General features: G+C 50.5%; 14 protein-coding genes. 5 read left to right on the forward strand and 9 right to left on the reverse strand.

Annotated elements, in window-relative coordinates; all coding sequences use genetic code 11:
• Window positions 1-258 precede the first annotated feature (258 nt).
• The 4 genes from L4C36_RS00175 to proX all read left to right on the forward strand — a co-directional run bounded on the left by L4C36_RS00175 (window position 259) and on the right by proX (window position 4,684).
• Complete coding sequence (locus L4C36_RS00175; protein WP_428475778.1) at window positions 259-936, forward strand: helix-turn-helix transcriptional regulator; 678 nt, start codon at window positions 259-261, stop codon at window positions 934-936.
• Window positions 937-1,408: 472 nt separating this feature from the next.
• Window positions 1,409-2,596, forward strand: a complete 1,188-nt coding sequence (proV, locus tag L4C36_RS00180) for a glycine betaine/L-proline ABC transporter ATP-binding protein ProV (RefSeq protein WP_428475779.1) — start codon at window positions 1,409-1,411, stop codon at window positions 2,594-2,596.
• 4 nt (window positions 2,597-2,600) lie between these two features.
• Complete coding sequence (gene proW / locus L4C36_RS00185; protein WP_428475780.1) at window positions 2,601-3,677, forward strand: glycine betaine/L-proline ABC transporter permease ProW; 1,077 nt, start codon at window positions 2,601-2,603, stop codon at window positions 3,675-3,677.
• Window positions 3,674-4,684 carry a glycine betaine/L-proline ABC transporter substrate-binding protein ProX gene (gene proX / locus L4C36_RS00190; protein ID WP_428475781.1) on the forward strand — a complete coding sequence of 337 codons (1,011 nt, stop codon included), beginning with the start codon at window positions 3,674-3,676 and terminating at the stop codon, window positions 4,682-4,684. The genes proW and proX overlap by 4 nt, the downstream gene beginning before the upstream one ends.
• Before the next feature lie 109 nt (window positions 4,685-4,793).
• On the opposite strand, the gene rimK is transcribed toward proX, so the two are convergent.
• On the reverse strand, window positions 4,794-5,699 hold the full coding sequence (rimK, locus tag L4C36_RS00195) for a 30S ribosomal protein S6--L-glutamate ligase (RefSeq protein WP_428475782.1): 906 nt from the start codon (window positions 5,697-5,699) through the stop codon (window positions 4,794-4,796).
• Window positions 5,696-6,139: an ATP-dependent zinc protease family protein gene (locus L4C36_RS00200; protein ID WP_428475783.1), complete on the reverse strand. Its 444-nt coding sequence runs from the start codon at window positions 6,137-6,139 to the stop codon at window positions 5,696-5,698. Before L4C36_RS00200 ends, rimK begins: the two co-directional genes overlap by 4 nt.
• Before the next feature lie 443 nt (window positions 6,140-6,582).
• On the opposite strand from L4C36_RS00200, the gene L4C36_RS00205 reads away from it, so the two are divergent.
• Window positions 6,583-7,920, forward strand: a complete 1,338-nt coding sequence (locus L4C36_RS00205) for a cytochrome-c peroxidase (protein ID WP_428475784.1) — start codon at window positions 6,583-6,585, stop codon at window positions 7,918-7,920.
• A gap of 336 nt (window positions 7,921-8,256) precedes the next feature.
• Here L4C36_RS00205 and L4C36_RS00210 read toward each other — a convergent pair whose 3' ends face one another.
• From L4C36_RS00210 to L4C36_RS00240, 7 genes are all read right to left on the reverse strand, one after another.
• Complete coding sequence (locus L4C36_RS00210) at window positions 8,257-8,895, reverse strand: DUF1190 family protein (protein WP_428475785.1); 639 nt, start codon at window positions 8,893-8,895, stop codon at window positions 8,257-8,259.
• An 11-nt stretch (window positions 8,896-8,906) separates the two neighbouring features.
• Complete coding sequence (locus L4C36_RS00215; protein WP_428475786.1) at window positions 8,907-9,323, reverse strand: DUF350 domain-containing protein; 417 nt, start codon at window positions 9,321-9,323, stop codon at window positions 8,907-8,909.
• Between the two features lie 50 nt (window positions 9,324-9,373).
• Window positions 9,374-10,009 (reverse strand): YjfK family protein, encoded by a 636-nt coding sequence (locus L4C36_RS00220; protein WP_428475787.1) that lies wholly within the window; start codon window positions 10,007-10,009, stop codon window positions 9,374-9,376.
• A 25-nt stretch (window positions 10,010-10,034) separates the two neighbouring features.
• Window positions 10,035-11,072, reverse strand: coding sequence for a potassium channel family protein (locus L4C36_RS00225; protein WP_428475788.1), 1,038 nt, complete (start codon window positions 11,070-11,072; stop codon window positions 10,035-10,037).
• A 39-nt stretch (window positions 11,073-11,111) separates the two neighbouring features.
• Window positions 11,112-11,798, reverse strand: a complete 687-nt coding sequence (locus L4C36_RS00230) for a PspA/IM30 family protein (protein WP_428475789.1) — start codon at window positions 11,796-11,798, stop codon at window positions 11,112-11,114.
• Entirely contained in the window at window positions 11,798-12,196 is a 399-nt protein-coding gene (locus L4C36_RS00235; RefSeq protein ID WP_428475790.1) for a DUF2170 family protein, read from the reverse strand. The genes L4C36_RS00230 and L4C36_RS00235 overlap by 1 nt, the downstream gene beginning before the upstream one ends.
• A gap of 281 nt (window positions 12,197-12,477) precedes the next feature.
• Window positions 12,478-13,385: transketolase-like TK C-terminal-containing protein (locus tag L4C36_RS00240; protein ID WP_428475791.1), on the reverse strand; the 908-nt coding region annotated here is incomplete at its 5' end.

The raw sequence follows: 13,385 nt of genomic DNA on the forward strand, positions 1-13,385 counted from the left end.
GACGGTATGTGAGCCAGTGTAACTGTATCAGAGTTAAATAATGTGACCCGAATCGACAAGTTAACGAAAGTGAACTTTGTGCGATGTTTTTGTTCTTGATTAGTGATTTCGCTCAACTTTTGTGGGTTCCAAACGGTATTTGTATTGCAAATGAGGTCAACAAAGCGTTTTATAGTCAAAGATATTGGAATATCGCTCGGAAAAATGGCGGATTTTCATCTGGCTGTTACTCGTTAAAGTTAACAAAAGTGATCTAAAATGCACGTCGACACCCCTGAAGCTCAGTCAACAAAATTTACCGATAAGGATAAGGAGATCCTCTCTACGTATTTTCGGTTAGCAGAAACCATTGCCGATTTTATTGGGCCGCATAGCGAGGTGGTCATTCACTCGTTTGAGAGCTTTGATAAGTCGGTGGTGAAAATTGTGAATGGTCACCATACTGGCAGGAAACTGGGTTCGCCGATCACCGATCTCGGCTTAAGAATGATCAGCGCTTTTGAGAAAACCGGTGAAGTCACGCCGAAAAGTTACTTTACGCAAGGTAAAGATGGCGCGCTGTTGAAGTCGACGACGTGTATTCTGGCGGGAGAAGAAGGCAAGCCGATTGGTATGTTCTGTATTAATATGAATTTGTCGTTCCCGTTTCCAGAAATCATCAAAACATTGATGCCAGACATCGGACATAGCAATATCGGTGTGAGTGAGAACTTCAGCGCTTGTGCAAATGATGTGATTAATCAGGCGCTCGACCATGCTATTACTGACATTGAACACGACAGCGCGGTGAACTTAAAACGAAAAAATAAAGCGATCACCAAGCAGTTGTTTGATAACGGTATCTTTGAGCTGAAAGAATCAACGGCCATTGTGTCTGAACGACTGGGGATCACCCGCCATGCGATTTATAAGTATTTGCGTGAATTTAAAGCGTAAAACGTCATCCTGTTGATACACAGAAGAGGCCTATTGGCCTCTTTTTTTGTCGTGATTAAAGCGTGATCCCCCCACCGCTGCTCTCGTCTTCCCCCTCTCGTGATGCCCGCACTTTTGAGACACTTTTCACCTATATCCCTGCCGTAATTCATTACTTCACGAAGGGTTTCTTCGTGGCGCAAAGGTCCCTTATTGAATGCGTTTAAAATAGTTAGAGTTCAAAGTATTTTTGTGTTTGGGTGCATTTTTGTGCTAACTTTTGATACTAAAACAGTAGTTGCACAATAATTTCACACCATTAGAGCGCAAACTATCTTGTTGGAAAATCACGGTTCGTTGTGATGTTGCCAGTGAGGCGCAACAGAGAGTGTGATGCAGAGGGGAGATTGATCTCGTTGTCATATTTGTTTAGTGTTCGATGTGTTGTTTTGTGATTAAATTGTTAATGGTTCAAGGCCAAGGATGAGTTTGAATGGCAACCATATTAGAAGTACAGAACCTGTATAAAGTGTTTGGTAATAAGCCCGAAGCGGCGTTTCCGTTAATCGAGAAGGGACTTGATAAGGACACGATTTTCGCTCAAACGGGATTAACCGTGGGGGTGCATGACGTTTCCTTGCAGATCAATGAAGGGGAAATCTTCGTCATCATGGGGTTATCAGGGTCCGGTAAGTCGACCTTGGTGCGTTTGCTCAATCGCTTGATTGAGCCGACACGCGGTAACGTGTTATTGCGTGATCGTGATATTGCCCATATCTCCGAAGACGAACTGCGAAAGGTGCGGCGGAATAACATTTCGATGGTCTTCCAGAATTTTGCCCTTATGCCGCACATGACCGTGATTGAAAACACGGCCTTCGGATTGGAGCTCGCTGGCGTCAGTATTGAATCGCGCCAAAAAAATGCCCGTGCGGCACTGACACGGGTCGGGCTGGGGAATCACTGTGAATCGTATCCGGATGAACTGTCCGGCGGGATGAAGCAACGGGTCGGGTTAGCCCGTGCACTGGCGTGCGATCCGGATATTCTGTTAATGGATGAAGCCTTTTCGGCGTTAGACCCCTTGATTCGAACCGAGATGCAAGATGAGCTGATCCGCCTGCAAAATGATGATAAACGCACCATTGTGTTTATCTCCCATGATTTAGATGAAGCCATGCGCATCGGTGACAAAATTGCCATCATGCAAGATGGCGTGGTTGTGCAAGTCGGGACCCCTGATGAAATCCTTCATCATCCGGCGAATGATTATGTCCGTTCCTTCTTCCGTGGCGTGAATGTCGCGACGGTTCTCTCTGCGAAAGATATCGCCCGTAAAAAACCAGCAGCGGTGGTGAAAAAATCTGAAGTAGATGGCCCTGCGGCCGCACTGCAATTGTTGCTTGAGCATGACAGAGAGTTTGGCATTGTTGTTGATAAAGCCAACAAATTCTCCGGCATTGTGTCTGTGGATTCGTTGACTCGCGCCCACAATGATGACCGGCCACTGGCCAGTGCTGAATTGCCTGACCCGCTGTCGGTATTACCTGATACACCGATCAGTCAAGTACTCGGACCCGTCGCAAGCGCGCCTTATGCGGTGCCGGTGGTGGATGATGCGCAGCACTATTATGGCGTGATCACCAAAGCACGATTACTACAGACATTAGACAGGGAATAAACACATGGCTAAGGAAAGTACGCCTGCGAGCGATCCATGGAGCCAAACGGAACAACAGGCTGATCCATGGGCAACCACCTCATCAGACAGTGCCGAGCAGGCCTGGTTGACGGATGCTGATGCAGTGTCAACCGCGTTTGATTGGCAACAACCCTTCAATGAAGCCCTGATCCCGTTTGATCAATGGGTAGAAACCAGTTTGGGCTGGATGGTTGAACACGGCCGCCCCGTGTTTCAGGCCATTCGTGTGCCTATCGATTTTATCTTAACCACCTTTGAGTCGGCCTTGGTCTCGACACCTGCCCCGTTCATGTTGGTGATATTATTCTTGCTCGCGTGGCAATTTGCGGGCTTCAAGTTGGGGCTATCGACCCTCGGCGCGCTGCTTGTGATTGGTTTGATCGGCGCATGGGCACAAGCCATGACAACCCTGTCATTGGTGATGACCTCGGTGTTCTTCTGTTTATTGCTCGGCTTGCCGTTAGGGATCTGGCTGGCGAGAAGCAATACCGCGGCCAAAGTGGTGCGGCCCATCTTGGATGCGATGCAAACCACCCCCGCCTTTGTGTATTTAGTGCCGATTGTGATGCTGTTCGGGATCGGGAACGTGCCCGGTGTCGTGGTCACGATTATCTTTGCACTGCCGCCAGTGGTCAGGCTGACCATTCTGGGGATCCAGCAAGTGCCGGAAGAGTTGATTGAAGCGGGTCATGCCTTTGGGGCCAGCCCGAAACAGATGCTTTATCGCATTCAATTACCGCTCGCGATGCCAACCATTATGGCCGGTGTGAACCAAACCCTGATGCTGTCACTGTCGATGGTGGTGATTGCCTCCATGATTGCGGTCGGGGGACTGGGGCAAATGGTACTGCGCGGCATTGGCCGATTAGATATGGGACTGGCCGCCGTTGGGGGGCTGGGGATTGTGATTCTGGCGATTTTACTCGACAGGATCACGCAGGCATTAGGTGCGAACTTGCGCAATGCCAAAAGTAAGTGGTACCACCAAGGGCCTGTTGGCCTGATGGTACGTCGTCAATCATCGTCTGTAAGCGTAAAAAAAATGGGAGAAAACGCATGATCACTTCATGGAAGAAGACACTGACAGCCAGTGTCTTGATCTCTGCGGCATGTGCCGCGGGTAGTGCATGGGCCGAATCGTTACCTGGCCAAGGGGTGACGGTACAGCCGTTACAATCGACCGTTGCTGAAGAAACTTTTCAGACGCTCATCGTGAACAAAGCCCTTGAAGCGTTGGGCTATACCGTTAAAGCGACCAAAGAAGTCGACTACAACGTCGGCTATACCTCCATTGCGGAAGGGGATGCGACATACCTGACCGTGGGTTGGTTCCCGCTGCATGCGGACAAATACACGATGGCAGGCGGTGATGAGAAGCTGTACCGCAAAGGCCATTACATCACCGGTGCGGCGCAAGGGTACTTGATTGATAAGAAAACCGCTGAAAAACACGGTATCACCAATATTGGTCAGCTCACCGACCCGAAATTGGCCAAACTGTTTGATGCCGATGGTGATGGTAAAGCAGACCTGACCGGTTGTAACCCAGGTTGGGGCTGTGAAATGGTGATCGAAGAGCAGCTCAATGCCTTTAAACTGCGTGATACTGTTGCGCATAACCAAGGTAACTATGCGGCGATCATTGCTGATACCATTTCCCGCTATAAGAAAGGCGATCCTATCCTGTATTACACGTGGACGCCGTATTGGGTCAGTGGTGTATTGGTACCGGGTAAAGATGTGGTCTGGTTAGAAGTGCCGTTCTCGGCCTTGCCGGGAGAGCGTAAAAATGTCGATACGACGTTGCCAAACGGCAAGAACTACGGGTTTGAAATGAACTCGATGCGTATTATCGCCAATAAAACGTTCACGACCAATAACCCCGCCGCCGCGAAACTGTTTGAGATCATTAAGCTGAACATCAATGATGTCAGTGCCCAAAACATGTTGATGAGCAAAGGCAAGAACTCATCGGCAGACATTGAAGCACACGCAAATTCGTGGATCAAAGCCAATCAGTCGACCTTCAATGGCTGGTTGAATGAAGCGAAAAAAGCCGCGCAGTAGTGAGGTGTCGCTAAGCGATAAACAAAAGCCGACGCCCTGAGCGTCGGCTTTTTGCTGTCTGCAGGTGACTCTGCACCGTCTCTGCGCGAACAAGGCTTGAGATAATACGCTAGCCTTGCCCTCGGGTACGGGTGCGCTTGCTGGGGGCATTTTTCTCAATAAATTCGATAATCATGCCCGCAATGTCTTTCCCGGTGGCAGCTTCAATGCCTTCCAACCCAGGCGAGGAGTTCACTTCCATCACCAACGGGCCGCGTTCAGAACGCAGTAAATCGACCCCCGCGACATTGAGTCCCATGATTTTGGCGGCTGCGACCGCCGTTCGGCGCTCTTGTGGGGTGATTTTTACCAGAGACGCTGAGCCGCCCCGGTGCAGGTTCGATCGAAACTCGCCTTTAGCCCCTTGCCGTTTCATGGCGGCAATCACTTTATCGCCAATCACTAGGCAGCGAATATCCGCCCCGCCAGCTTCTTTGATGAACTCTTGCACCATGATGTTGGCTTTCAGCCCCATAAAGGCTTCCACCACACTTTCGGCCGCTTTTTTGGTTTCCGCCAAGACCACGCCGATCCCTTGTGTGCCTTCAAGCAGTTTGATCACGACGGGGGCGCCGCCCACCATATCGAGTAAATCTTTGATGTCATCGGGTTTACTGGCAAAACCGGTGATCGGCATGCCGACCCCTTTGCGGGATAACAATTGCATAGAACGCAGCTTATCGCGCGAACGGGTGATCGCGACCGATTCATTCACCGGGTACACGCCCATCATTTCAAACTGACGCAGTACCGCGGTACCGTAAAAGGTGACGGACGCGCCAATACGCGGAATGATGGCGTTAAAATCGGAGAGTTCTTCCCCTTTAAAATGGATTTGCGGTTTCTCGGAGTTGATATTCATGTAGCAGCGTAGAGCATCAATCACTTTGACTTCATGGCCACGGCTTTCGCACGATTCAATAAGGCGCCGAGTGGAATAGAGATTTGCGTTACGTGACAAAATGCCAATTTTCATTTCTTGCTCTCCTCGCAAGCGATTAAAAAAGATTGCTCAGGGTCTACCATGATCCGGCCATGCATGGCCGTGCGGCCAAGCAACATGCGATAAGCCATATTGTCACGATTCGCTAAGGTGATTTCGATCGGCCAGGTTTGTCCGCCAAGGGTCAAGTCCGATTGGATCACATAGCGGGTTTGTTCTTGACCCCCAGAGTTTTTTACTCCGCGTTGGTCAATCACTTTGGCTTCACAGATCTGTTCGATCTCCGTATTGTCTTGTTCTGGGTGAAGCCAAAATCTTACCCATTTTTCGTTACCTTGCTGAAATTCTTCAATTTTGAATGCATGCAGGGACGATGTTCTGGCTCCTGTATCAACCTTAGCATTTATTTTGGTAATGCCTAGGCTCGGTAAGCTAAGTGTTTCTCGCCAGCCGACAATCATCATATTTGTCATCGTAATAACCCTTATTGGTCTGGACGTGAAGGTTGGGGGTGTATGTACGCTGAGGCGCTTGAAAGGTTGTCAGTGAAAAATTATAGCTGAATCTGTCGGCTTGCCGCCGGAAGGGGCGATTTTCTCAACACCGCCGTTCGTTTAACCCTATAAAATAAAAGGTTAATCGGCGGGCATACTGAGATAAATGGTTGGATAGTGAGGTCGGGGAATTCGGTCATCGCGCGTGATAATGGACGGGGATCTCGTTTTAACTGTTGGATTACAGGCGCTTGAAAACAAGGCTAACTAACTGCAATAACAGGTTTTTATCTCACTTGTCAGAAACAAGAAAGCGGGGGATTGCTAGGGTGAATACAAAGGCAGAATAAAAATAATGACTGCCGTGAGTCACCTTACATAACCCACAGATAACCTAAATTGGCTAGGTTTGGAGTGTTTGAATGAAAACCTCTCGCTACTTGTTGGCGGTCGCGGTATTGGCGACCGCCACCGCATGCCGTGAAGATCCGTCTGAAGACATAGGCGCCGCCGTGGGCGCCTCCAGTGAAACAGAAGCTGTGGCGCCGCCGTCGGTCACTGACGACGCCACTGAGGATACCGCTGTTGTGCCGCCGGACACCGAACAGCCCGTGACACCGCCGCCTTCCGTCGAACCGCCCTTTGAGCCCAAACCCGTGATGGATATTGATGGCTTACCGATGCCGGATTTGTCGTCATCCCATGATTATGAAGCCTATTTGGCGGCGCAGCCGTTGCACTACACACGGGTCACCTCGCCGATGGGCAATGTAAGAGGGCAAGACAACACCCCGTTTGATAATCCCGTGACCAATGCTGGGGCGGCGTTGGGACGCATTATTTTTTATGATGTGCGTCTGTCCGCCAATAGTACGATGTCGTGTGCGTCTTGCCATGCCCAAGCCCACGGGTTTACCGACCCCGATACATTCAGTGTGGGGTTTGAGGGAAAGCTGACGGGGCGTCATTCTATGGGGTTATCGAATGCCGCGTATTACTCTAACGGCAAGTTCTTCTGGGATGAACGCGCAGGATCACTTGAAGAGCAAGTGCTGATGCCGATTCAGGACTCAGTGGAGATGGGTATGAACTTGTTCGATCTGGAAGTCAAACTGGGTATGACGAGCTTTTATCCGTCGTTGTTCGATCAGGCGTTTGGGGATGAAGCCATTACCAGTGATCGCATTTCGTTCGCCTTGGCGCAGTTTATTCGTTCGATGGTGAGCTATCAGTCGAAATACGATCAGGCCTTTGTGGCGGGCTCGTGGAATGCCCCTGACTTTGCCGCGGTGTTTACTGAGCAAGAGCAATTAGGCCATAAGCTGTTTGCGGGGTTTCCTGACGGCGAACATACCTCGTTGGGGTGTGTGGCGTGTCATCAAACTGCGTCTCATGCGATGGATCAAGCCCATGTGAATGGCTTAGTGACGAGTAGCGAAACCGATCAAGGCGCGAGTGGGGGCTTCTTTAAATCGCCGTCATTGCGCAATATCAGTGTTGGTGCACCCTACATGCATGATGGGCGTTTGGCGACCTTGGAAGACGTGGTGGAATTTTATAACAGCGGGATACAGCAACACCCGAATTTGAGTCCGGATCTCACCACATCGGGTCGCGTGGGCGGGCGTCCGATACAATTGGGATTGAGCGACGAAGAAAAAGCAGCGCTGGTGGCATTCTTAGGCACGTTAACCGATGACGTTCTACTGACCGATCCCATGTTTAGTGATCCGTATACGTTGATGACGACAGAGGAATAGGATTGGGATGAAGCTCTTAGGGATACAGCGGGCAGGGATACCGAGATCAGGGATAGAAAGTGAAAAGCCACACCAAGCACAAAGCGAATAACGGAGAAAAAGACGGCAAAAAAAACCTGCGACAAGGGGATGCGCAGGCCGACGTTACATTAACAAATGACGAGATATGAACTTGTCCTTTTTATTAACGTTACCGTCGCCTGAATCGATCATTGGGTTGTGCTCAATAAGGTGAAAAGAAAAAGCGAGTCACACCGGTGACTCGCTTTTTGATGATCAGACCTTAGAGAAATATTGGGCGAAGCATGGAAGACAAAACCGGAAAAACGGTGGTGATTATCCGCCCCAGCCGCTGCGACTGCTACTCCGGCTCGACGTTGTTGCGCGGTTGCTGCTCCAGCTCGATTTCGCCGATACACTCGATCCAAAGCCCCCGCGCTTAATGGTGCGGTTAACGGCCGGTTTGGGTTTCATGTCATCATACTTAACCCGCACTTTGGATTTTTTGTAGCTGCTGCTGCCGTAATTACGCCCGTCTGAGCTCACCCAATCGCCATAGTAGCGGCTGGTGGGGTAAGTGGAACGGAACATTGGCTGCGAATAGTAGCGGTTGTCGCTATTGAGCAAGCGGGCAAACATAAACCCCGCCATTGCGGGCATGAACCAATCATTGCTGGGGGCTTGCATACACGCGTTAATACCAAACTCCAGTTCACAATCTGCGCGAGTGCTGTATTTTGGCGAGGTGCGTGCGGCTTCCTCTAAGGCAGATTGGTAGGCGGCGCGACACTCTTGCGCGTAATCGGGATTATCGCCGATACAGTCATTCAGCCCCTGATAAATCGAAGCATCTTCTGATGAATCACTGCACCCAGACAGGGCGGCACTGGCAATCACCGCGGTGAATGGAGCCATCACAACGGGGCGCCAATTTTTCCGCATACTGCCCAGAACAACGTGCTTACTGCGTTTCATTGTTCTGCCTCCTAGTACGTCATGCAGGCCNCATTGAGCAAGCCAACAGAGACTGAAACGGCTGCCATCAAAATGCCCGCAGGCACTTCACCGGCTTCAATGCGCTCGACAATTTTCGGCATAAAGCCAAAACGCATAATGGCAAAGGCAAGGAGTTGCGCCACTAAGGCAACGATGCCCCACAAGGCAAAATCGACCAAGTTGACGGAGTTACTGGCGGCCCCAGAAATCGCAATGGCATAGCCAAGGATAGAGCCGGACAGGCCAATCGCGGCGGCCACGTTTTTGTCGTCTTTCACTAACTTCCATTCATCGTGCGGGGTAAAACGCACGTAGACGAATTTAAACAACAGCAAAAAAGCCAACGAGAGCGAAAAGTACAGCAGAAAGGCGCCAAGGCCAGCCAGTGATTGGGTTAAGACTTCCATGTAGGTTCCATCTTTTTGGGGTTAACGTAAAAAATCGTGACGAATCAAGATTAGCCAATGAGGGTGAAATCGGTCGGGGATAAATCAAACCCGGTGCTCAGAGCAAGACAACGTTCGGCTTGGTTGTGGTAAATTTTTTCTTCACCTGCTACCAGTAAGGATTCAAATTGTTCGTCCCCGCAGTCGCGGTCGTAAATCATCACGAATTGATCGGTTTGGGTGATCGTGCCATTTTCAAGCCAGGTTTTTTCAGTCATCGCAACAGGACGATCGTTGTCCCAAACTTTATCAAACGTCTGATCATCGAGTGTCCACTGCGGTTGGACAATCTGCTTATCCAGCAGTTGCTGCCACTGTGCATCGCTGTCAATCGGGCGGGATTCATAGAAATAATACAGCTTTACTTCACTGATATCGGCTTCCGACGGGCCATGCGTCAGAATTTGGATAAACCCATCATCATCGGTGTAATAGCGAAGGATGCGCGTTTGTTCGTCAAGCTGGACTTCGCCAACGGCTTTGATCAGTTGCGTACGAGCCGCCCCTTCAATGGTCAGTAAGGGCTCAATGATCTTGAGTTTGAGATCATCCAGTTCAAAGGCGCCACCCAAGCGAAGCCCTAAACATTCAGGACCGGTGTCAGCCGGTGGCGGCGTGGTTGTTTTCTTTTTAAACCAGTCAAACATAGTGACTCCAACGTAATCAGGGGGCTCAGTGTTGCTGCCAGTTGAAATGGTTGACGCGTTCATCTGCTATATAGAATAGCTTGCTGCTCGGTGTGACGGCACGATCTAAACGAGGATTGAGCTCAACGCCTTCCCCGTCACCGCTATCAATGGCAATGAGGATCGCGTCATAGTGTTGCTTGAATGCCAGAAACAAATTGCCCACAGTGGTCGGTTGCGCATCCATCGGATAGTTAACGGCATATTGGGTCATGCCGTGGTGGGTGCTGAGCAGTTCGTGGTGAAGTTCGCTGGAGCCCGGGTCGACGGCCGCTTTTGCCAGCATCTCCACCGCAACAGAAGGAATGCATTCCGCATTCGGGCAATGGGTTTTCAGCAGTTTGCCCAGCTTCTCATCGTTGAAATAGGCCAGCAGGTGCGCGGTTTTATTGCGGCTGGTACAGTACAGCGCGGCAGTCAGGGTGATGTCGTCTTCAGGGTTGTCGATCAGAATACAACTGGCTTGTTCAAGCCCGGCTCGGGTCATGCCTTCTTCATCGGAAAAGCATGGCATATGAACAAATTCAATCTCACCCGGCAGTGGGTTTTCGATTTCTTGACGGGCACACAGCACGATAGGGCGACGCCCGCGTTCTTCATGCTGAAGCATTTTGATCAGATGTAAGGTGCGCTGCGCATTCCAGCCCAGCACTAAAATATGGTTGTTCACAATAAGGCTCCGTTTACCCTGTAAGCCGCGCTTCCAATAGGTGACCAACAGACTTGCCATTCGGCCCACGGCAATGGCAAATAAACTTAGCCCGCCGGGGATCACAAATAGCATTACGATCCACTTTCCTAATGGCGTGGTCGGCGACATATCACCGTAACCCACGGTGGAGGCGGTGACGACAAGGTAATAGATGAAGTCTGTTACAGAGTGGATTAACGCCTGCTCACCGGCAAGGGCGAGCAGGACATAGCTAAGCCCGCAGTAACCGAGAATGATCAGCAGGAGGTTACGGCCACTCAACGCATGGAACTGACACGCAGCCCAGCGGCGAACTAAAAACCAGAGTGACATTGATAGCTCCTTGTCAGTGTTCGATTACAGCGTGAGGCATTACTGACCGAGGATGCGCTTGAGCTCATCTTCGGCAGAGGCCGTTTTACCCGCACTAATACCGGCTTCGGCCAGCTTTTTATCCAGCGCACTGCCAGATTGTTCTTCGTCCATTTCAGCCGCCGCTTCAAGCTGGGCGGCTTTTTCTGCCTGACGCTGCTTGATGCGGTCGAGCGATTCTACCGCCGTGTGCATTTTGGTATTGGCACCGACATTGGTGGCCGACACGGCACTCTGGGCTTTTTGTACCGCTTCATTGGCTTTCACCACATCGACTTGCTGCTCTAACTGGCGCAGTTTGTCTTTGGCTTGGCTGATGTTGGTGCGCATACGCTGCTCAGAGGTGATGAACTGATCCAAATAGGATTGCTCAGTCTGCTGCTCGTTGCGTAGGGATGCGACTTTTTGAGCGCATTCCAGTGCCAGCTCTTGCTGGCCTTTTTCCATCGCATTACGCGCATGGCTTTCGTATTCGGTGATGCCGTGGTTGAAGCCATCGACTTTTTGTTGTGACAGCTTACGCTTGGCCACAATGCTGACAAGGGCTTCATCTGAACGGCGCAGTTCGATTTTCGCGTCGCGGATTTCTTGATCCAAGATACGCAGCGCTTGGTTATCGGCTACGGCTTCTGCGGTTTCATTTACGCCGCCTTTAATGGCGGTAAACAGCTTTTTCCATACGCTCATTACACGACCTCCTTAAGATGGTCTTGATACAGTTCGATGAAGGCTTCAACATTGCGGAACAAGGTTGCGACTTCGATGACGATGCTTTCTGCTTTTGATTGTGATGACAGTGAGCCAAAGGCTACGTAGTAGCTGGTGCCATCAATGTTATTGATCCCAATGGTTGAGAGTGGGAACAGCTTATGGGTGCGGAGAATGTCATCGTTCAGCGCGTTCACATCTTTGACGCTGTCTTGGGCGAAGAGTAGCACTTCAACCACAATTTGCTCACCGGCGACGGCGAGAAACGCTTCAATATTGTCTTCGTTTTTTAGCACCAAGGTTTGCTCATTAGCGTCAACCTGCCAGCCGTCATGATCACTTAGTAGAGGGATTAGCTCTGAGACTTGCCACGTCATAATTACTACCTTATTGGTTAGATGTGAGTGGGATTGAATAAAAAACAGTCTTCTATTATCAAACGAATTGCGGCCATTTTCATCGAACACGCGATTTTTTGGTCAGTTTTATGGCGGTTTTGTGAGGTATATACAGAGTTACGATGAAAAGGGGGAAGGCGAGGAAATAAAATGGGCACAAAATGAAGCAGAAAGGGCTTTACTGAGTGATCAGTAAAGCCCGAAGTGCGGTCTATGATTGACGAGAGCTTAATGTCACCCCCGTCAATGCTGCTGAAGCATTAGTCCAGCAAGGTGTGTGCGGTTTCTACCACGTTGTCCACGGTAAAGCCGAACATCTCGAACAGTTGATCCGCAGGTGCTGACTCACCGAACGTGGTCATGCCGATGATGCGGCCGTCAAAGCCCACATACTTGTACCAGAAGTCAGCAATGCCCGCTTCGATAGCAATACGTGCTGTCACGTCTGATGGCAATACCGCTTCACGGTACGCCGCATCTTGTTTGTCGAACGCATCGGTTGCTGGCATAGACACCACGCGTACCGCTTTGCCTTCTGCGGTGAGTTGCTCTGCCGCTTTCACTGCTAGCTCAACTTCAGAACCGGTCGCGATCAAGATAAGCTCTGGCTTGCCTGCGCAATCTTGCAGGATGTAACCACCCTTCGCGATGTTCGCCACTTGCTCTGCATCACGGGGTTGCTGTGCCAGGTTTTGACGCGAGAAGATCAATGCCGATGGGCCATCTTTACGCTCAATCGCCAGTTTCCATGCAACAGCTGATTCCACTTGGTCACATGGACGCCATGTGCTCATGTTCGGTGTCAGACGTAGCGAGGCAATTTGCTCTACTGGCTGGTGCGTTGGACCATCTTCGCCCAGACCGATAGAGTCATGGGTGTACACTTGGATGTTCTGAATTTTCATCAGTGCAGCCATACGCATTGCATTACGTGCGTATTCCATGAACATCAGGAAGGTCGCACCGTAAGGGACGAAACCACCGTGTAGGGCGATACCATTCATAATGGCAGTCATGCCGAATTCACGCACACCGTAGTGGATGTAGTTGCCTGAGAAATCGTCTGCTGTCAGTGATTTTGAGCCAGACCACATGGTCAGGTTAGACGGCGCAAGATCCGCCGAGCCGCCCAAGAATTCAGGTAGCATCGCACCGAACGCTTCCAGTG

The sequence above is a fragment of the Photobacterium japonica genome, from assembly GCF_050337005.1.
In the GTDB taxonomy this organism is placed as follows: Bacteria; Pseudomonadota; Gammaproteobacteria; order Enterobacterales; family Vibrionaceae; genus Photobacterium; species Photobacterium japonica.